At 59.5% G+C, this 18,112-nt stretch carries 21 protein-coding genes and 2 pseudogenes; 10 read left to right on the top strand and 13 right to left on the bottom strand.

The annotated features are described in order from the left end of the window. From QZ196_RS12605 to QZ196_RS12610, 4 genes and pseudogenes are all read left to right on the top strand, one after another. The coding region (locus tag QZ196_RS12605) for an ATP-binding protein (RefSeq protein WP_296426921.1) at positions 1 to 208 on the top strand (208 nt) is incomplete at its 5' end. Positions 209 to 297: 89 nt separating this feature from the next. Then, positions 298 to 426: pseudogene (locus QZ196_RS17590) on the top strand (aldo/keto reductase); the annotation flags it as partial. Positions 427 to 461: 35 nt separating this feature from the next. Next, a pseudogene (locus QZ196_RS17595) lies at positions 462 to 653 on the top strand (aldo/keto reductase); the annotation flags it as partial. A 58-nt stretch (positions 654 to 711) separates the two neighbouring features. Continuing rightward, positions 712 to 882, top strand: coding sequence for a hypothetical protein (locus tag QZ196_RS12610; protein WP_296426924.1), 171 nt, complete (start codon positions 712 to 714; stop codon positions 880 to 882). Here QZ196_RS12610 and QZ196_RS12615 read toward each other — a convergent pair. The 11 genes from QZ196_RS12615 to QZ196_RS12665 all read right to left on the bottom strand — a co-directional run bounded on the left by QZ196_RS12615 (position 879) and on the right by QZ196_RS12665 (position 8,762). Then, positions 879 to 1,724, bottom strand: a complete 846-nt coding sequence (locus tag QZ196_RS12615) for a DUF1989 domain-containing protein (RefSeq protein ID WP_296426926.1) — start codon at positions 1,722 to 1,724, stop codon at positions 879 to 881. The two genes, QZ196_RS12610 and QZ196_RS12615, sit on opposite strands and share 4 nt — an antisense overlap. Before the next feature lie 103 nt (positions 1,725 to 1,827). After that, positions 1,828 to 2,607: a succinate dehydrogenase iron-sulfur subunit gene (locus QZ196_RS12620; RefSeq protein ID WP_296426928.1), complete on the bottom strand. Its 780-nt coding sequence runs from the start codon at positions 2,605 to 2,607 to the stop codon at positions 1,828 to 1,830. Between the two features lie 42 nt (positions 2,608 to 2,649). Beyond that, a complete protein-coding gene (locus QZ196_RS12625) occupies positions 2,650 to 2,937 on the bottom strand; it encodes a hypothetical protein (protein WP_296426930.1) in 288 nt (95 codons plus the stop codon). A gap of 2 nt (positions 2,938 to 2,939) precedes the next feature. Then, on the bottom strand, positions 2,940 to 3,269 hold the full coding sequence (locus QZ196_RS12630; RefSeq protein ID WP_296426931.1) for a succinate dehydrogenase: 330 nt from the start codon (positions 3,267 to 3,269) through the stop codon (positions 2,940 to 2,942). Further along, positions 3,269 to 5,074, bottom strand: a complete 1,806-nt coding sequence (gene sdhA / locus QZ196_RS12635; RefSeq protein ID WP_296426933.1) for a succinate dehydrogenase flavoprotein subunit — start codon at positions 5,072 to 5,074, stop codon at positions 3,269 to 3,271. The genes QZ196_RS12630 and sdhA overlap by 1 nt, the downstream gene beginning before the upstream one ends. 19 nt (positions 5,075 to 5,093) lie before the next feature. After that, positions 5,094 to 5,465 carry a succinate dehydrogenase, hydrophobic membrane anchor protein gene (gene sdhD / locus QZ196_RS12640; protein ID WP_296426934.1) on the bottom strand — a complete coding sequence of 124 codons (372 nt, stop codon included), beginning with the start codon at positions 5,463 to 5,465 and terminating at the stop codon, positions 5,094 to 5,096. Positions 5,466 to 5,477: 12 nt separating this feature from the next. Then, positions 5,478 to 5,861 (bottom strand): succinate dehydrogenase, cytochrome b556 subunit, encoded by a 384-nt coding sequence (gene sdhC / locus QZ196_RS12645; RefSeq protein ID WP_296426935.1) that lies wholly within the window; start codon positions 5,859 to 5,861, stop codon positions 5,478 to 5,480. A gap of 286 nt (positions 5,862 to 6,147) precedes the next feature. After that, on the bottom strand, positions 6,148 to 7,173 hold the full coding sequence (locus QZ196_RS12650; protein WP_296426936.1) for a MaoC family dehydratase: 1,026 nt from the start codon (positions 7,171 to 7,173) through the stop codon (positions 6,148 to 6,150). After that, positions 7,170 to 7,373, bottom strand: coding sequence for a DUF1737 domain-containing protein (locus tag QZ196_RS12655; RefSeq protein ID WP_296426938.1), 204 nt, complete (start codon positions 7,371 to 7,373; stop codon positions 7,170 to 7,172). The genes QZ196_RS12650 and QZ196_RS12655 overlap by 4 nt, the downstream gene beginning before the upstream one ends. Positions 7,374 to 7,377: 4 nt before the next feature. Beyond that, positions 7,378 to 7,923 (bottom strand): NnrU family protein, encoded by a 546-nt coding sequence (locus tag QZ196_RS12660; protein ID WP_296426940.1) that lies wholly within the window; start codon positions 7,921 to 7,923, stop codon positions 7,378 to 7,380. Further along, the gene (locus tag QZ196_RS12665; protein ID WP_296426986.1) at positions 7,920 to 8,762 is read right to left on the bottom strand and encodes a CoA ester lyase; all 843 of its coding nucleotides are present in this window, start codon (positions 8,760 to 8,762) and stop codon (positions 7,920 to 7,922) included. The genes QZ196_RS12660 and QZ196_RS12665 overlap by 4 nt, the downstream gene beginning before the upstream one ends. A 204-nt stretch (positions 8,763 to 8,966) precedes the next feature. On the opposite strand from QZ196_RS12665, the gene QZ196_RS12670 reads away from it, so the two are divergent. Then, entirely contained in the window at positions 8,967 to 9,281 is a 315-nt protein-coding gene (locus QZ196_RS12670) for a hypothetical protein (protein ID WP_296426942.1), read from the top strand. A gap of 36 nt (positions 9,282 to 9,317) precedes the next feature. Here QZ196_RS12670 and QZ196_RS12675 read toward each other — a convergent pair whose 3' ends face one another. Next, positions 9,318 to 10,073, bottom strand: a complete 756-nt coding sequence (locus tag QZ196_RS12675) for a sulfite exporter TauE/SafE family protein (protein WP_296426944.1) — start codon at positions 10,071 to 10,073, stop codon at positions 9,318 to 9,320. Between the two features lie 160 nt (positions 10,074 to 10,233). Between QZ196_RS12675 and mdh the strand changes: the two genes are divergently transcribed. Continuing rightward, positions 10,234 to 11,196, top strand: a complete 963-nt coding sequence (mdh, locus tag QZ196_RS12680) for a malate dehydrogenase (RefSeq protein WP_296426947.1) — start codon at positions 10,234 to 10,236, stop codon at positions 11,194 to 11,196. 49 nt (positions 11,197 to 11,245) lie between these two features. On the opposite strand, the gene QZ196_RS12685 is transcribed toward mdh, so the two are convergent. Next, positions 11,246 to 11,416, bottom strand: a complete 171-nt coding sequence (locus QZ196_RS12685) for a hypothetical protein (protein ID WP_296426949.1) — start codon at positions 11,414 to 11,416, stop codon at positions 11,246 to 11,248. 327 nt (positions 11,417 to 11,743) lie between these two features. On the opposite strand from QZ196_RS12685, the gene sucC reads away from it, so the two are divergent. From sucC to odhB, 4 genes are all read left to right on the top strand, one after another. Then, positions 11,744 to 12,937, top strand: a complete 1,194-nt coding sequence (gene sucC, locus QZ196_RS12690) for an ADP-forming succinate--CoA ligase subunit beta (RefSeq protein WP_296426951.1) — start codon at positions 11,744 to 11,746, stop codon at positions 12,935 to 12,937. An 81-nt stretch (positions 12,938 to 13,018) separates the two neighbouring features. Next, positions 13,019 to 13,900, top strand: a complete 882-nt coding sequence (sucD, locus tag QZ196_RS12695) for a succinate--CoA ligase subunit alpha (RefSeq protein WP_296426953.1) — start codon at positions 13,019 to 13,021, stop codon at positions 13,898 to 13,900. Between the two features lie 77 nt (positions 13,901 to 13,977). Further along, entirely contained in the window at positions 13,978 to 16,938 is a 2,961-nt protein-coding gene (locus tag QZ196_RS12700) for a 2-oxoglutarate dehydrogenase E1 component (RefSeq protein ID WP_296426954.1), read from the top strand. After that, positions 16,935 to 18,104, top strand: a complete 1,170-nt coding sequence (gene odhB, locus QZ196_RS12705; RefSeq protein ID WP_296426956.1) for a 2-oxoglutarate dehydrogenase complex dihydrolipoyllysine-residue succinyltransferase — start codon at positions 16,935 to 16,937, stop codon at positions 18,102 to 18,104. The genes QZ196_RS12700 and odhB overlap by 4 nt, the downstream gene beginning before the upstream one ends. Positions 18,105 to 18,112: the final 8 nt, after the last annotated feature.

The raw sequence follows: 18,112 nt of genomic DNA on the forward strand, positions 1-18,112 counted from the left end.
GGCCAATCAGCCGTTCAGCGGATGGGATCAGATCTTCCCGGACAAGGCCATGACCGTCGCCGCCATCAATCGCCTGGTCCACCATGCGACCATCCTCGAAATGAACGCTGAAAGCTTCCGCCAGCGTGCGGCCGCCTCCAACAAGCGAACTCAGGTCGAAGCGCCAGCGACAACCAATAACGACGACCAAAACGAAGGAGAAATCTAACCCAAAACACCAAACGGAACACCAACCCCGGCGGCTTCAAAACCGGCCAAAATGGTTGACGCCCGCGGACAAAGTGGTTGACGCTCTACATGCATGGCTCGCTCAAACGTCTCGGGCTGGATCATGCCCCACTTTACTACGCACACCGCCGCGATCCCTTGATCCCGATCGAAGATGTCGCTGGGACCATGGGCCGCATGATCGACGAAGGGCTGATTGGCGGCTATGGCCGTCCAAAGTCGCCCCCGCGACCCTGCGCCGGGCCCATGCGGAACGGCCCTGCATGGCCGTCCAAAGCGAATACGCGCTCTGGACCCGCCTGTCGGAACTCGGCATGTTGCAAACGACCGCCGAACTGGGCGTTGCCTTTGTCCCCTTCTCACCGCTCGCGCGCGGCATGTTGGGCGAAACCTACCCGGACACCGCACAGAAGATGCACGACACCGAACTATCGCCTGCAAATCCCGCGTTTTGCGCCCGACAATTATGCGCGCAATCAAACGATGCTGGACCACTTCAAAACCTTCGCCCGCGCCCGCGGATGGAACGTCGCCGCCGCCGCAATCGCGTGGGTGCTGGACCGGGCCGAAATTGCCCGCATTCTGCCGCCCGGCTTTGCACATGGCGACCGCTATTCACTGGATCAAATGCGCACGATACAACGCTACTGCTAGCGCCCGTGACTGCGGTCGTATGCATTGACCGCTGGCGGCACCCACCCCGTCAACTCCGCCGGGCGCAGCACCTGCATTTCCAATGGATGACAAACGGCAGTGTCGCTGGAATGTTGTGCCGAACAATCCCCGCCGGGGCACGCGCTCAACACGGCAAGCAGATCAATCTCGGCAAACAGCTCAATATAGTCGCCGGGACAGACCGGGCTGGCCTTCATGAAATATTGGCCCGTGCCACGCGTAAATCCGGTACACATGAACACATTCAACACATCATGCACATGCGCCTCCGCCGCGGCCAGCGGCAAACCTGCGTGATCCGCCAATGCGCGCGTCAGGTTCGAATGGCAACAATGGTGATAATCCGCCCCCGACAATAACCGCCCTGTATAGGGGTCACAGCGGGTGCCGATCACATCGTGCACGGACCCGCCAAAACCATCAATGCCGTACCACGCCAACGTGTCATGGCTCACCGTCGCCATCGGGCGCAGCGTCGGAAATGAAGACCATAGACGGTCGCCCGTCGTTACATGCGTGCCATGCAACGCACGCGTCTTGCCCGAATAAAACCGTTCGGTCAGATCCGCCACATTGAACAGGTTCAAGTCACCAACCTGCGCGCCCTCAATGCTGACAATCCGCAAGAAGTGCCCCGCCGGAACGGCAATCGCCGCCGCATCTCGTGGCGGGACAATCACACGCGCCACCTCTGTCAGCGCGGCACGGGCAGCCCGATAAACCGCCATATCCGGTTGCGGCAGCGTCTCGGTCGGATAGCAAATCACCGGCGGCACAGCGCGGCGTTCATCGGCATCGGGTGGTGTGGTCACAGTGGTCATGTCAGATAGTCCCTCAGGAACTGCCGAGCCGCAATTCGCTTCTTCCGAGCAGAAATATCCCCGCCCGAGGCAAGAAAACGCCGCCCGAAGGCGGCGCTCGCTATCACACGACCCGTTCGATCATCATCTGCTTGATGTTCGCGATTGCCTTGGCCGGGTTCAGACCCTTGGGGCATGTCTTGGCGCAGTTCATAATGGTGTGGCACCGATACAGCTTGAAAGGATCTTCAAGCTCGTCCAACCGCTCGCCTGTTGCCTCGTCCCGGCTATCAATGATCCAGCGGTAGGCGTGCAACAATGCGGCCGGACCCAGATACCGATCGCCATTCCACCAATATGATGGGCATGACGTCGAACAGCACGCGCACATCACGCACTCATAGAGACCATCCAGCTTCTTGCGATCATCAATGGATTGTTTCCACTCTTTGGCCGGGCGGTTCGTTTTGGTCTCAAGCCACGGCATGACTGACGCATGCTGCGCATAAAAATGGGTCAGATCGGGGATCAAGTCCTTGATGACAGGCATGTGCGGCAGCGGATAAATCTTAACGTCGCCCTTCACCTCGTCCAAACCATAGATACAGGCAAGCGTGTTGATCCCGTCGATGTTCATCGCGCACGACCCACAGATACCTTCACGGCAGGATCGGCGGAACGTCAGGGTCGGATCAATCTCGTTCTTGATCTTGATCAGCGCGTCCAAAATCATTGGCCCACAATCATCAAGATCAATGAAATAAGTATCAAGTTGCGGGTTTTTCCCATCGTCCGGGTTCCAACGATAAACCTGCACCTTGCGCAGATTCGTCGCCCCCTCCGGCTTGGGCCAGGTTTTCCCGACTTTCATGCGGGAATTCTTGGGAAGTGTCAGTTGCACCATCTTGATGTTCCTTCCGTCAGGGGCACGTTCGCCCCGAAATTCTTACAAAGCACGCAGACGCGGCGGCCGGATTGGCAGCTGGCCGGTCAAGTTAATCACACAGGTCTCATAGACCCCCAACGGGTCGCGTCCGCTTAGCAAATCACTGCTGATACCGATGCTGGCACTGGCGAACGGACCATCATTGCTGTTGGCGCCGATGGTCAATCCGACGTCGGGCGCCTGCGCCGCGCGCGCGCGCTCTTCACACCGCTCCGCTGCGCGTTCCGGCGTGATCGGTGTGCAGCCAGCAACAACCAGCACCAGCAAAACAAGGTTCAAACCGCGCATCATCAGCCCCCCAACAAAAATGCGCTCAGCGCATTGTCCGTCGCGCAACCCACCGTTGCCGGGCGTTGCGCGATATTAACGATCAGGTTGGTCGTCGCAGGTGTCGGCCCAACGACCGCCGCCTGCGCAATCGTGTAAACTTCCGATAGCTCCGCATTATCAATGATACAGTCGGTCAGCGGCGCGGCATTCACCCCCGGAAACCGGCTGGCCACGACACCGTTCACCACGCCTTTGGCCGTGTCGCGGGCTATCCTGTCACCCTCCGCAGAAATATCCGCACAACCAGCAAGCGCCGCAACGCCGACCGCCATGATCATGGCCATCCGCATCAGAACGTCCGTTCTTTCGGGGCGATCGTATCTGCGCTGATCCCGCCCTGCGCTTCGGTTGTCAGCGGCGTCGTGATCACCGGGCGATAGCTCAACTTCACCTTGGCACCATCCACATGGCTGATCGTGTGGACCCGCCAGTTTTCATCGTCACGCGTTGCATAGTCTTCATGCGCGTGCGCACCGCGGCTTTCCTTGCGCGCCTCTGCACCAACTATCGTGGCAAGCGCATTTGGCATCAGGTTCGTCAGTTCCAGCGTTTCCATCAGATCACTGTTCCAGACAAGGCTACGGTCGGTGACTTTGATGTCGCCCATCTTGCCCGCAATCGCCGTCATCTTTTCGACACCCTCTTTGAGGGTTTTGTCGGTGCGGAACACGGCCGCATCAGCCTGCATCGCCTTTTGCATCTCAAGCCGCAGTTCGGCTGTGCCGATATTGCCCTTTGCATGACGCAGCCCATCAAAGCGGTCAAAACAGGCGTCAACCGACGCTTGGTTCAACGTCGGGTTCGGCGCTTTACGGTCAACGACCTCACCGGCGCGAATAGCCGCAGCGCGACCGAACACCACAAGGTCAATCAGGCTGTTGGACCCAAGACGGTTCGCCCCATGGACCGATGCACAGCCCGCCTCGCCCACAGCCATCAGGCCCGGAACGACGGCATTTGGGCTTTTCTTGGTCGGGTTCAAAACCTCGCCATGATAATTTGTCGGAATACCGCCCATATTGTAATGCACGGTAGGCAATACGGGGATCGCTTCCTTGGTCACGTCGACGCCGGCAAAGATGCGCGCCGATTCCGAAATCCCCGGCAGACGCTCGGCCAAAGCCGAGGCAGGCAGGTGGTTCAGATTCAGGTGAATATGATCACCGTTCGCCCCCACGCCCCGCCCTTCGCGAATTTCCAGCGTCATACAACGGCTGACATAGTCGCGCGGCGCGAGGTCTTTGTAGTTGGGCGCATAACGCTCCATGAACCGCTCGCCCTCGGAGTTGGTCAAATAACCGCCCTCGCCGCGCGCGCCTTCGGTGATCAGACAGCCGGCACCGTAAATGCCTGTGGGATGAAACTGTACGAATTCCATGTCCTGCAACGGCAGACCCTGACGGGCCACCATGCCACCGCCATCACCCGTGCAGGTGTGGGCAGACGTCGCGCTGAAATAGGCGCGGCCATAGCCGCCCGTGGCCAGCACGACAGTTTTCGCGTTGAACACATGCATGGTGCCGTCGTCCAGCTTCCATGCGATGACGCCCTGACAGACACCATCATCCGACATGATCAGATCAAGCGCAAAATATTCGATATAGAACTCAGCCTGCTGCTTCAGCGACTGACCATAAAGCGTGTGCAGAATGGCGTGGCCGGTCCGGTCCGCGGCAGCACAGGTGCGCTGCACCGGCGGACCTGCGCCAAATTCGGTTGTATGGCCACCAAACGGGCGCTGGTAAATCTTGCCCTCTTCGGTGCGGCTGAACGGAACGCCGTAATGTTCCAGCTCGTAAACCGCTTTTGGCGCCTCGCGGGCCAGATACTCCATCGCGTCGGTATCACCCAACCAGTCTGACCCCTTGACGGTGTCATACATGTGCCACTGCCAGCTGTCAGGACCCATGTTGCCCAATGACGCCGCGATGCCACCCTGTGCCGCAACCGTATGCGACCGGGTCGGAAAGACTTTGGTGATACAGGCCGTGCGCAGGCCCTGTTCAGCCAGACCAAGCGTGGCGCGCAAGCCTGCGCCGCCAGCACCCACGACAATCGCGTCATAGGTATGGGTTTCGTATTCGTATGCGGCCATTGGGTGATGCTCCGGCGAATTAAAGGGCGATGCGCACGATTGCGAAGATCGCAACGGCAGCAGCGGTATAGGACAGGCAGATCATGCCGATGATGGCCGCCTTGCGGGCAAGGCCGTGCACGTAATCCTCGATCAGCGTCTGCACACCTTTGCTGAAATGCAGGAACCCGACCCCCATTGTCAGCACGGCAACAATCGCCGGGAATGGGCGCTGATAATATGCGATGACCTCGGCATAGGGCGACCCGAGGATCGCCCCAAAGGTAAAGACAAACAGCGGGATCAACCCGACAAGCGCGACAGAGGTCACGATCATATGCCAGTGATGTGCGGTCCCGCTCTTGGCGGAACCCATGCCGACGGCGCGTTTACGGTCAGTCAGAAAAGCCATTATCGCGCCTCCTTAAATTACAACGACTGTGAAAATAGTCACCAGCACCGACGCAATGATCATCACCAAACCCGCCGTCTCGGCATGCTCAATGTCCAGCATACGACCGCTGTCCCAGATCAGGTGCCGAATGCCGCCAAAGGTGTGATACCACAACGCCCAGACCGATCCGAACATGATCAGATCGCCAAACCAACTGGTGATGAACCCATTTGCGCGGGCAAACGCCTCGGGCCCGGTTGCGGCGGCGACAAACCACCACACGATCAGCAGCGCCCCCAGCAACAGCGCGTTGCCGGTGATGCGCACGAATATCGACGTCATCGAGGTCAGCTGCGGACGATATATCGTCAAATGCGGCGACAAGGGGCGGTTACCCCGGTTCACATCGGCCATGAATGTTCCCTTCGGTGGCTGTTGCTGCCCAGTGCGGCAGCGCCTTTGGCATCCTTTTGCATCATTCCGCAGTCAGAGTCACGCGGGGCAGACGACAAAACATGTGAAAAAGTGACGCGTCCACCCTCCTTTCTGCCTTTTGTGATCACAGTTTGAAAACGTGTGATCACAAATTCATACCGGCCCGGCAATGCCGCCCAGATCAATGCAGGACACCGACGCCCGCCGGATCGCGCGCGGGTCACAACCTTGCAAAAGCTGCGGTTGGGCGGGGCCTTCACAAATCTCAGGTCGGCATCAATGCCCAATAGTCCAGATCAAGCAAAACATCCGGGTGATACTTTCCATCCGCGCCGCGCAGCACACCTGCGGCGCCTTTGGTCGCCACCAGCCGCAACCTGATCGCGCCCACACCGGGTGCCGGGGTTTCGGCCATATCCAACACCTCCGACCATGCCCGGACCGTATCGCCGGCAAAGCATGGATTGGCATGCGCGCCACCGTTCAGCGCAACGATCATCTGCGCATTGGCCAACCCATTGAACGACAGCGCACGCGCCAGCGACATCACATGCCCGCCGTAAATCAACCGCTTGCCATCGGCGCGGTTGGTCGCATCGAAATGCACCTTCGCCGTGTTTTGCCACAGACGCGTGGCCAGCATATGCTCGGCCTCTTCGATCGTCACGCCGTCGATGTGGTCGATAATTTCGCCCACGGAATAGTTGATTACCCGGTGTTTTTCACCGGCCAAGGCAAAGTCATACGCGGCGAACGTCAGCCCCGCAGGCACCACCAGATCATCCGCCGCCACCGCCACCGGCAAATCAGGGATCACCGTCGCAGGCGCCGGACCATCGCCGCGCTTGCGCACCATGACCCAGCGCACATAGCTCAGCACATCACGGCCCTGCTGATTGCGCCCTGTCGTGCGGACCCAAACAACCCCGGATTTCCCGTTCGAATTCTGCTTGACCCCGATCACCTCGGACACCGACGTCAGCGTATCACCGGGATACACCGGGGCCAGCCAGCGCCCGTCGGCATAGCCCAGATTGGCCACCGCATTCAGCGACACATCCGGCACCGTCTTGCCGAACACCGTGTGAAACGTGATCAAATCATCCAACGGCGACGCAGGCAGCCCGCAGGACCGCGCAAATTCATCGGATGAACAAAGCGCGCCCCGCGCCGGATAAAGCGCATGATAAAGCGCCCGCTCGCCCCCCGAAATCGTGCGCGGCACTGCATGAAGGATCACATCGCCAACGGCATAATCCTCGAAAAACCGGCCCGCATTTGTCTTGGTCATTGCTGGCCCAGCTTCATGTCGCGGGAATAGGGCGTGTCGATATCCTTGGTCACCGCCTGCCCACACCGCATCACGCCATTGGCCTGATCAAACGCATAGGTCGGGCTGCCATACAGCTCCCATCCCTTGGAAAGCGCGTCTGACACCTTGTGGCAGAACGCCGATGTGTCGTCTTCGGTCAGCAATCTGTAAATTTTCATCGGATTATCCAAACGGGTTATAGCCAAGCCAGCCATGCACCCCAGCCACGACGCCAAACGCAACCACAGTCGCCACAACAGCCGAGATTTCCTTGCGGATCGGCACGTCATGCGCCGGGGTCCACTCTGGCACCGCGCGGTTGATCAGCGACATCTCTGACGATGCCCAGACCAGCAGCCCACCGAACAGCACAAATGACGCGGTATCGCCGTTGACCAGCAGATGCGCGACAGCCCAGACCACGATGGCCGTCAGTTGTGGATGCCGGACATACTGCGTGATCCGCGCCTTTGATCCGCTCGCGGCAAACAGATAGAAAGCCAGAATCATCAGCAAATTGTTGATCCCGGTCATGGCAGGGCTGCGGCCCCAATAGAACGTCGTGTCCGCCATGCGGTAGCCGACGATCATCAAAACCAATCCAAGAACCGACCCTGCGGTGACAATCATCTTGCCCCGATCGCCTGCGGCTTCACGGCTTGCAGGTGCCAGCCGCTTCCAGAAATGGATGCCTGACCAAAGAATCAAACCAAGAATAAGAAATGTCATGCGCTCTCCAATGCGGCAATGGCGTCTGCTTTGGCCAGCGTCGCCTGAGCGGTCACGATATGCAAGTTCTCAACGATGCGACCATCGACCACGGCCACGCCCTGCCCTTGGGCCTGCGCCGCCTCGAACGCCGCAATCTGGCGGCGTGCCAGATCAATTTCATCCGCCGTCGGACCAAAGACCGCGTTGGCAATCGCGACCTGCGCGGGATGAATCAGCGTCTTGCCATCAAATCCCATGTCGCGGCCCTGTGTGCATTCATCACGCAGGCCCTCTTCGTCCTTAAACGCGTTATAGACCCCATCCAGCGCGACGATTCCCGCCGCCCTTGCCGCCAGCAGACACATCTGCAACGCCACCATCAACGCCGCCCGCCCGCGCGAATTCAGATCCTTGGCCAGATCATTCGTGCCCAACACGAACCCCGCGATCCTTGGATGGGCGGCAATGCTGGCGGCATTCAGAATGCCCTGCGGCGTCTCCATCATAGCCCAGATCGGCAGATCAGGAACCATCGCCGCCAGCGCATCGACATCCGCCGTCGTGTTCACCTTGGGCAGCAGCACGGCATCGCACGCCATCGCCGCAACCGCCGCCGCATCCGCCGCACCCCATGGTGTATCCAGCCCATTGATCCGCACGATACGCAACCGCGTGCCGTATCCACCCGCAGCCAGTGCAGCGGCCAATGTGTCACGCGCCGCGACCTTGGCATCGGGGGTCACCGCATCCTCCAGATCAAACAGAATCACGTCAACGAACAGGCCACGCGCCTTGTCCAACGCGCGATCCTTGGACCCCGGAATATATAAAGCCGAGCGGTAGGGGCGGTCATGCATCGAATCTTCCTCGCAATATTGTTGCGCCAAACTGGCCGAAATCCACCACATCATTCAAGCTGAAATTGCCGCATTGCAGCAACAGCCCCACCGTCACGGTGTATTAACCATTTTGCGGCACGTTCATCTCAGAATTTCATCACTTGCCGACTGTGGCGGATATCCAGCCGCAGTCGCTCCTTTTTTGCAATTAAGGTGAACCAAATGAAGCGCAACTTTTTCTTAATGTCGTTCGGGATCGGCGCAATGATGCTGGCGGCCAATCACGCCCATGCCGAAACTGCCAATTGTGCAGATCACGCCGCTGTCGTGGAACGTCTCGCGATCAGTTATGGCGAAAGCCGCCAATCCATCGGGCTCGGCAGCGACAATGCCGTGATCGAGGTGTTTGCCTCCACAGACACTGGCAGCTGGACGATTACGGCCACGAAACCCGGCGGCCCGACATGCCTTGTCGCCGCAGGGCAGGCGTTTCAACACTTGAACGAAGCACTGCCAATTATCGGCAGCGGCGCCTGATACCCCTCAAAGCCGCTCCTGACCGGGGCGGCTTTTTCACGACAGCGCCAGCCAGATCAACCGCACCCCGGTCAGCGACAAAAGCACATACGTAAGCCCGAAAAACAAACGCTCCGGCACCGCCCGATGCGCCCGCACCCCGATCCACGCCCCTAGCAGCGCAAACGGCGCCAAGGCAAGACTGCCCAGCGCCGTATCCCAGCTGAAAATCCCCAGATAGGCATAGGGCAGAAATTTGATCCAGTTGATCGCCCAAAACGTCAGAACCGTGGTCGCCTGATAGGTCGTCTTCGCCACGCCTTGGGACAACAGGAACACCGCCACCGGCGGACCGCCCGCATGGCTGACAAAACTCGTGAACCCCGCCACGATCCCGGCAACCCAGGCCCAGGGGCGCGAAAACGGCATTTGCTTCACACGCAGCCAGCCCCTTGCGCGGCTGAACTGAAACGCCACGAAGGCCAGACAGATCACCCCGATCAGCAGGCGAAATACATTCGCCTCGACCGCCGTGTAAATCCATGCCGCAATGATGATGCCGGGCAGCGCGCCCTGAATAATCCCCTTTGCGGACGGCCAATGCCACTGGCGCCAATAGGATTTCAGCGTCGCCGCATCAATCACCATCAGCAGCGGCAACACAATGCCAAGCGCGGCTCCCGGCGGCACGACAAGCGCAAGAATCGCGCCTGCCACAAAAGCGGCACCTGACCCGAATCCCCCCTTTGAAATACCCGCAAAAATGATCGCGGGAATGCCTATGGCAAAGAATTGCCAATCAAACTCAATCACTTCGCACCCTCGTATCGGCCCTGATCACCTATGGTTAGCGCGGCCTTTGCGCATTGACCATCGGGCTTCGCGTGATGCCGCAGCGCAGCAGGCTTGCACAGGCGCGCGCAAAGCCTTACCCAATGCGCCAAAACCACACCACACCAAAGGATCCATTTCCATGGCCAGACCAAAGATTGCCCTTATCGGCGCCGGACAGATCGGTGGCACGCTCGCGCACCTCGCAGCGGTCAAAGAACTTGGCGATGTCGTGCTTTTCGACATTGCCGAAGGCATCCCCCAAGGCAAATCGCTTGATATCGCTGAATCCGGTCCCGCCGCCAAATTCGATGGCAGCTTCAAGGGCACCAACGATTACGCCGACATCGCAGGCGCCGACGTTTGCATCGTCACCGCCGGTGTGGCCCGCAAACCCGGAATGAGCCGCGATGACCTGCTTGGGATCAACCTCAAGGTCATGAAATCCGTGGGTCAAGGCATTGCCGCCCACGCGCCAAACGCCTTTGTCATCTGCATCACCAACCCGCTTGACGCGATGGTCTGGGCACTGCGCGAATTTTCGGGCCTGCCGCACCACATGGTTTGCGGCATGGCTGGCGTGCTGGACTCTGCGCGCTTCCGTCATTTCCTTGCCGATGAATTCAAGGTCTCGATGCGCGACGTCACCGCCTTTGTGCTTGGCGGCCACGGCGATACGATGGTGCCGCTGACACGCTATTCCACCGTTGCAGGCATCCCTTTGCCCGACCTGATCGACATGGGCTGGACCACCCAGGATAAGCTGGACGCGATCGTGCAACGCACCCGCGACGGCGGCGCTGAAATCGTTGGCCTGCTGAAGACCGGCTCTGCCTTCTATGCGCCTGCGACCTCTGCCATCGAAATGGCCGAGGCATTCCTGAAAGACCAAAAGCGCGTGCTGCCCTGTGCGGCCCATGTGGATGGCGCCTATGGTCTTAATGGGTTCTACGTCGGTGTGCCCACCATCATCGGTGCGGGCGGCATCGAACGCGTCGTCGAGATCAAGATGGACAAAGCCGAACAGGCGATGTTCGACAAATCCGTCGATGCGGTCAAAGGTCTGGTCGAAGCCTGCAAGGCCATCGACAGCAGTCTCGCCTGAACCGAATCACACCAAAACGACCAAAGGGCACCCAAAGCGGTGCCCTTTTTCATGGGCAGGTCAGCCCAAATTCCGCCAGCAACACACCCTTTTGCTGCCAAAGCCAGCGGTCCACCGCATCCGCCTTGCGCAGCAGTTTGCAGACCCGATTCAGCGCCGTCAGCCCGCCGAACTGCAGCCGCGCATCGGTATCCGTCGCATCGCGCAACTGCCGGGTCATCGGGCCGATCAAAATATAGCATCACCTGCGCCGCGCCCAACGCCATGCACCAAAAGCCTGCACCGGTTATGGCGGCTCATCCACCGTCGCCACAATCACCCAAGTTGGTTGCCGTCCTGTCATGGCCCCGTTGCCAATCACCCCAACGAATCCTTTCAAACCGGGATTGACGACACCGATATCGCTAACGCCCGTATTTTGTGATCACAGCCCCAAAAAGTGTGATCACAAATGTTGGATTATCCCCCTAAGACTGTGTTTTAGGTTAGAAACTGTTCATTTCTTGTGGTTAAACACCCCCAACCGAAGCGAAATTGGACATGTCTCATGAATATCCACGAATATCAGGCCAAAGCTCTTTTGCGCAGCTACGGCGCGCCCGTCTCCGATGGCCGCCCCGTCATGCGCGCCGAAGAGGCGAAAACAGCCGCCGGTGAACTCGACGGGCCGCTGTGGGTCGTCAAGGCACAGATCCACGCCGGTGGCCGTGGCAAAGGTAAATTCAAAGAAGCCGACGCAGGCGAAGCGGGCGGAGTCCGTCTGGCCCGTTCCGTCGAAGAAGCCGCGCAAGAGGCGAAAAAGATGCTGGGCCGTACATTGGTCACCCATCAGACCGGCCCCGCAGGCAAGGTCGTGAACCGCATCTACATCGAAGACGGCTCTGGCATTGAAACCGAAATGTATCTCGCCCTGCTGGTCGATCGCCAGACCAGCCGCATCAGTTTTGTCTGCTCCACCGAAGGCGGAATGGACATCGAAGAAGTGGCCGCTTCCACCCCCGAAAAGATCCTGTCGTTCTCGGTCGATCCCGCGACCGGCTATCAGGCATTCCATGGCCGCCGTGTGGCGTTTTCACTGGGTCTGTCCGGTCCGCAGGTCAAGCAATGCGTCACCCTGATGGGCCAGCTTTACAAAGCCTTCACCGAAAAAGACATGGAAATGCTGGAAATCAACCCGCTGATCGTCACCGACAAGGGCGACCTCAAGGTGTTGGACGCCAAGGTCTCGTTCGACGGCAACGCGATCTATCGCCATTCCGACATTGCCGCCCTGCGCGATGAGACCGAAGAAGACCCCAAAGAACTGGCCGCATCGAAATTCGACCTGAACTACATCGCGCTCGACGGTGAAATCGGTTGCATGGTCAACGGCGCGGGCCTTGCCATGGCGACGATGGACATCATCAAGCTTTACGGTGCCGAACCTGCCAACTTTCTTGATGTGGGCGGCGGTGCGACCAAGGAAAAGGTGACCGAGGCGTTCAAGATCATCACATCCGACCCGCAGGTCAAAGGCATTCTTGTCAATATCTTCGGCGGCATCATGCGCTGCGACGTCATCGCCGAAGGCGTGATCGCCGCGGTGAAAGAGGTCGGCCTGAAGGTCCCGCTGGTCGTCCGCCTCGAAGGCACGAACGTCGAGAAAGGCAAAGAGATCATCCGCAACTCCGGCCTCGACGTCATCGCCGCCGACGACCTCAAAGACGGCGCGCAGAAGATCGTAAAAGCGGTCAAGGGATAACCCGTAGGGCGGGGTTCTCCCCGCCTATTGCAAGCGTGGCGGGGTAAACCCCGCCCTACAGATCTCCAAGGAGCCACCAACATGGCCATTCTCGTAAACGAAAACACCCGCGTCATCTGTCAGGGCCTTACCGGTTCGCAGGGGACATTCCACTCTGAACAGGCGATTGCCTATGGCACCAAGATGGTCGGCGGCGTGACCCCCGGCAAGGGCGGTCAGACCCATCTGGACCTGCCGATCTTCAACTCGGTCCACGAGGCCCGCCACGTGACCGAAGCCAACGCATCGGTCATCTACGTGCCGCCGCCGTTCGCTGCGGACAGCATCCTCGAAGCCATCGACGCCGAAATGGAACTGATCATATGCATCACCGAAGGCATCCCCGTTCTTGACATGATGAAGGTCAAGCGCGCGCTCGAAGGCTCCAAATCCCGGCTGATCGGGCCGAATTGCCCCGGTGTCATCACGCCCGACGCCTGCAAAATCGGTATCATGCCCGGCCACATCCACAAACGCGGGTCCGTCGGTGTTGTATCGCGTTCCGGCACGCTGACCTATGAAGCGGTCAAGCAGACATCCGACAGCGGGCTGGGCCAGTCCACCGCCGTGGGCATCGGCGGCGACCCGATCAAAGGCACCGAACATATCGACATCCTCGAAATGTTCCTGGCCGACCCCGAAACGCAATCCATCATCATGATCGGCGAAATCGGCGGCTCCGCCGAAGAAGAAGCGGCACAGTTTCTGGCTGATGAGCGTAAAAAAGGCCGCTGGAAACCCACCGCCGGTTTCATCGCAGGCCGCACCGCCCCTCCCGGCCGCCGCATGGGCCACGCTGGTGCGATTGTCGCGGGCGGCAAAGGCGACGCCGAAAGCAAGATCGAAGCGATGAAAGCCGCCGGCATCATCGTCGCCGACAGCCCCGCCACTTTGGGCGAAGCTGTGCTGAAGGCTATCGGATAACACGGTAGGGCGGGGTTCACCCCGCCCTATTTTGCAGGGTGGCATCTACCCCCAGCCCACATCGGAGACACGGACCAATGACCGACCAATCCCCAAATGACGTCCTCCACGCCTCAAGTTTCCTGCAAGGACATAACGCCGAATACGTCGAACAGCTTTATGCCCGCTTTGCCAACAATCCCGGTGCGGTCGACGACAGCTGGCACGCATTTTTTCGTAGCCTTGACGACACCCCCGCAGAAGCCATGGCCGAGGCCGCAGGCGCATCGTGGGGCCGCAACGATTGGCCGCCGATCCCCAACGATGACCTGACCGCAGCGCTTGACGGGCAATGGCCAACAGAGCCTGCCGCCGCTGGCAAAAAAATCCAGGAAAAAGCCGCCGAAAAAGGCGTCAGCCTGAATGAAACGCAAGTCCGCAATGCCGTTCTCGATTCGGTGCGCGCGCTGATGATCATCCGCGCCTATCGCATCCGGGGCCACCTGATTGCCGATCTGGACCCGCTGGGCATGCGCGAAACAAAACCGCATCCCGAACTGGATCCCGCCAACTACGGCTTTACCGCCGCCGACATGGATCGGCCGATTTTCATCGACAACGTCCTTGGCCTCGAATTGGCCACCATGACCCAGATCATGGCGATCGTGCAGCGCACCTATTGCGGCACATTTGCCCTGCAATACATGCACATATCCAACCCCGAAGAGGCCGGTTGGCTCAAGGAACGGATCGAAGGCTACGGCAAGGAAATCACCTTTACCCAGAACGGTCGCAAGGCGATCCTTAACAGCCTTGTTCAGGCTGAGGGGTTCGAAAAATTCCTGCACGTCAAATATATGGGCACCAAGCGCTTTGGCCTTGATGGCGGCGAAAGCCTGATCCCCGCGATGGAACAGATCATCAAACGCGGCGGCCAGCTGGGCATTGATGATATCGTGATCGGCATGCCGCACCGGGGCCGCTTGTCGGTGCTCGCCAACGTGATGCAAAAACCCTACCGCGCCATTTTCAACGAATTTCAGGGCGGATCGTCGAAACCCGAAGACGTCGATGGCTCTGGTGATGTGAAATACCACCTCGGCGCGTCCAGCGACCGCAGCTTTGACGAAAATTCGGTGCACCTGTCGCTGACTGCGAACCCCAGCCACCTCGAGGCGGTGAACCCCGTCGTTCTGGGCAAGGTCCGCGCCAAACAAGACCAAAAGAACGACACCGACAAATCCAAAGTCATGGCAATCTTGCTGCACGGCGACGCAGCCTTTGCCGGGCAAGGCGTCGTCGCCGAAGGTTTTGGCCTGTCGGGCCTGCGCGGGCACCGTACCGGCGGCACCATGCATATCGTGGTGAACAACCAGATCGGTTTCACCACCGCACCGCATTTCAGCCGCTCCAGCCCCTACCCCACCGACATCGCCCTGATGGTCGAGGCGCCGATTTTCCACGTCAACGGTGACGACCCGGAGGCCGTGGTCCACGCCGCCCGCGTGGCCACGGAATTCCGTCAGAAATTCCACAAGGATGTCGTGCTTGATATCATCTGCTACCGCCGCTTTGGTCACAACGAAGGCGATGAGCCGATGTTCACCAACCCGGTGATGTACAAGAAGATCAAAAAGCAAAAGACGACGCTGACGCTTTACACCGAACGGCTGGTCAAAGACGGGCTGATCCCTGAAGGCGAGATCGAGGATATGAAAGCCGCGTTTCAGGCCCACCTGAACGAAGAATTCGAAGCCGGCAAGACCTTCAAACCCAACAAGGCCGACTGGCTGGATGGGAAATGGTCGCATCTGGACCGCCAAAAAGAAGACTACCAGCGCGGCGCGACCGCGATTTCTGAAAAGACGTTCAACGACGTCGGCAAGGGCCTCAGCAGCGCACCCGAAGGCTTTCCGCTGCATAAGACCGTCGCACGTCTGCTCGAAGCCAAGGCTGAAATGTTCGCCTCTGGCACCGGCTTTGACTGGGCCACAGCCGAGGCGCTGGCCTTTGGCTCGCTGCTGACCGAAGGATACCCCGTGCGCCTGTCCGGTCAGGACAGCTCACGCGGCACATTCAGCCAGCGCCACTCGGCTCTGATCAATCAAGACACCGAAGAACGCTACTACCCGCTCAACAACATCCGCGACGGTCAGGCCCAATACGAAGTCATCGATTCCATGCTGTCCGAATATGCGGTACTGGGGTTCGAATACGGCTATTCACTGGCCGAACCCAACGCCCTGACCCTGTGGGAAGCCCAGTTTGGCGATTTCGCCAACGGCGCCCAGATCATGTTCGACCAGTTCATCAGTTCAGGCGAAAGCAAATGGTTGCGCATGTCTGGCCTCGTTTGCCTTTTGCCACATGGCTACGAAGGCCAGGGGCCGGAACACTCCTCCGCGCGTCTGGAACGGTTCCTGACCATGTGCGGCGGCGACAACTGGATCGTGGCCAACTGCACCACACCTGCCAACTACTTCCACCTGCTGCGCCGTCAGCTGCACCGTAGCTACCGCAAGCCGCTGATCCTGATGGCGCCGAAATCGTTGTTGCGGCACAAGATGGCCGTGTCCGACACCGCCGATTTCATCACAGGGTCGTCGTTCCACCGTGTCCTTTGGGATGACGCGCAAAAGGGGCATTCGGACACGAAACTGGTCGCTGATGACAAGATCAAGCGCGTGGTGATGTGTTCCGGCAAGGTCTATTACGACCTCCTCGAAGAACGTGACAAGCGCGGCATCACAGACGTCTACATCCTGCGTTATGAACAATTCTACCCGTTCCCGGCACAATCGTCGGTCAACGAACTGCAGCGGTTCAAGAACGCCGAAATGGTCTGGTGTCAGGAAGAACCCAAGAACCAAGGTGGCTGGACCTTCATGGAACCCAACCTCGAATGGGTCCTGACCCGGATCAAGGCCACGCACACCCGGGCCACCTACGCTGGTCGCGCCGCAGCCGCGTCACCCGCGACAGGTCTCGCCAGCAGACACAAAGCAGAACAAACAGCCCTCGTGAACGATGCGCTGACAGTCGAAGGATCAAAAAAATGAGCACCGAAGTCCGCGTCCCCACCCTTGGCGAATCCGTGACCGAAGCCACCGTCGCCACATGGTTCAAACAGCCCGGCGATGCCGTCGCCGTTGACGAAATGCTGTGCGAACTTGAGACAGACAAAGTCACGGTCGAGGTCCCCAGCCCCGTCGCCGGGACCCTGTCCGAAATCGTTGCCGCCGAAGGCGAAACCGTCGGCGTCGATGCGCTTTTGGCCCAAATCGCCGAAGGCGCAGCAGCCCCCGCGCCCAAGGCCGAAACGCCCAAAGCCGCGGCAGCAGCCCCCGCCACGGCCCGCACCGACGTCGAAAATGCGCCCTCTGCCAACAAATTGATGGCCGAAAACAACCTGTCTGACGTCACCGGAACCGGCAAGGATGGCCGCGTGATGAAAGAGGACGTGCTGAACGCGATCAAGGCCCCGGCCCCCGCAGCCCCACGCGCTCCCGCCCCCGCCGGCAGCGGTGCCCGCGAAGAGCGTGTGAAAATGACCCGCCTGCGCCAAACCATCGCCAAGCGACTCAAGGACAGCCAGAACACCGCCGCCATGCTGACCACCTATAACGAGGTCGACATGACCGAGGTGATGGCCCTGCGCAACGAATACAAAGACCTGTTTTTCAAAAAACACGGCGTCAAACTGGGCTTCATGTCCTTCTTCACCAAGGCCTGCGTGCACGCCCTGAACGAAGTGCCTGAGGTCAACGCCGAAATCGACGGCACCAATGTCGTCTACAAAAAATACGTCAACATGGGCATCGCGGCAGGCACGCCCACCGGCCTTGTGGTTCCCGTCATCAACGACGCCGACCAGATGTCTTTTGCGACCATCGAAAAATCCATCGCCGCCATGGGTGCCAAAGCCCGCGACGGCAAACTGTCGATGGCCGAAATGCAAGGCGGCACCTTCACCATATCGAACGGCGGCGTCTACGGCAGCCTGATGTCCTCACCCATCCTGAACCCCCCGCAGTCGGGTATCCTCGGCATGCACAAAATCCAGGACCGGCCCATGGCCATCAACGGCCAGGTCGTGATCCGCCCCATGATGTATCTGGCGCTGAGCTACGACCACCGCATCGTCGACGGCAAAGGGGCCGTGACCTTCCTTGTGCGTGTGAAAGAGGCGCTGGAGGACCCACGCCGGTTGCTGATGGATCTTTGATTAAAGGT

The sequence above is a fragment of the Yoonia sp. genome (assembly GCF_017854565.1).
Lineage (GTDB): Bacteria > Pseudomonadota > Alphaproteobacteria > Rhodobacterales > Rhodobacteraceae > Yoonia.

What these genes read in the sequence shown, in the direction of transcription:
- QZ196_RS12610 (WP_296426924.1), top strand. Translation starts at nt 712, where the DNA reads ATGCTGGACCACTTCAAAACCTTCGCCCGCGCCCGCGGATGGAACGTC.
- QZ196_RS12615 (WP_296426926.1), bottom strand. Translation starts at nt 1,724, where the DNA reads ATGACCACTGTGACCACACCACCCGATGCCGATGAACGCCGCGCTGTG.
- QZ196_RS12620 (WP_296426928.1), bottom strand. Translation starts at nt 2,607, where the DNA reads ATGGTGCAACTGACACTTCCCAAGAATTCCCGCATGAAAGTCGGGAAA.
- QZ196_RS12625 (WP_296426930.1), bottom strand. Translation starts at nt 2,937, where the DNA reads ATGCGCGGTTTGAACCTTGTTTTGCTGGTGCTGGTTGTTGCTGGCTGC.
- QZ196_RS12630 (WP_296426931.1), bottom strand. Translation starts at nt 3,269, where the DNA reads ATGCGGATGGCCATGATCATGGCGGTCGGCGTTGCGGCGCTTGCTGGT.
- sdhA (WP_296426933.1), bottom strand. Translation starts at nt 5,074, where the DNA reads ATGGCCGCATACGAATACGAAACCCATACCTATGACGCGATTGTCGTG.
- sdhD (WP_296426934.1), bottom strand. Translation starts at nt 5,465, where the DNA reads ATGGCTTTTCTGACTGACCGTAAACGCGCCGTCGGCATGGGTTCCGCC.
- sdhC (WP_296426935.1), bottom strand. Translation starts at nt 5,861, where the DNA reads ATGGCCGATGTGAACCGGGGTAACCGCCCCTTGTCGCCGCATTTGACG.
- QZ196_RS12650 (WP_296426936.1), bottom strand. Translation starts at nt 7,173, where the DNA reads ATGACCAAGACAAATGCGGGCCGGTTTTTCGAGGATTATGCCGTTGGC.
- QZ196_RS12655 (WP_296426938.1), bottom strand. Translation starts at nt 7,373, where the DNA reads ATGAAAATTTACAGATTGCTGACCGAAGACGACACATCGGCGTTCTGC.
- QZ196_RS12660 (WP_296426940.1), bottom strand. Translation starts at nt 7,923, where the DNA reads ATGACATTTCTTATTCTTGGTTTGATTCTTTGGTCAGGCATCCATTTC.
- QZ196_RS12665 (WP_296426986.1), bottom strand. Translation starts at nt 8,762, where the DNA reads ATGCATGACCGCCCCTACCGCTCGGCTTTATATATTCCGGGGTCCAAG.
- QZ196_RS12670 (WP_296426942.1), top strand. Translation starts at nt 8,967, where the DNA reads ATGAAGCGCAACTTTTTCTTAATGTCGTTCGGGATCGGCGCAATGATG.
- mdh (WP_296426947.1), top strand. Translation starts at nt 10,234, where the DNA reads ATGGCCAGACCAAAGATTGCCCTTATCGGCGCCGGACAGATCGGTGGC.
- QZ196_RS12685 (WP_296426949.1), bottom strand. Translation starts at nt 11,416, where the DNA reads ATGACCCGGCAGTTGCGCGATGCGACGGATACCGATGCGCGGCTGCAG.
- sucC (WP_296426951.1), top strand. Translation starts at nt 11,744, where the DNA reads ATGAATATCCACGAATATCAGGCCAAAGCTCTTTTGCGCAGCTACGGC.
- sucD (WP_296426953.1), top strand. Translation starts at nt 13,019, where the DNA reads ATGGCCATTCTCGTAAACGAAAACACCCGCGTCATCTGTCAGGGCCTT.
- QZ196_RS12700 (WP_296426954.1), top strand. Translation starts at nt 13,978, where the DNA reads ATGACCGACCAATCCCCAAATGACGTCCTCCACGCCTCAAGTTTCCTG.
- odhB (WP_296426956.1), top strand. Translation starts at nt 16,935, where the DNA reads ATGAGCACCGAAGTCCGCGTCCCCACCCTTGGCGAATCCGTGACCGAA.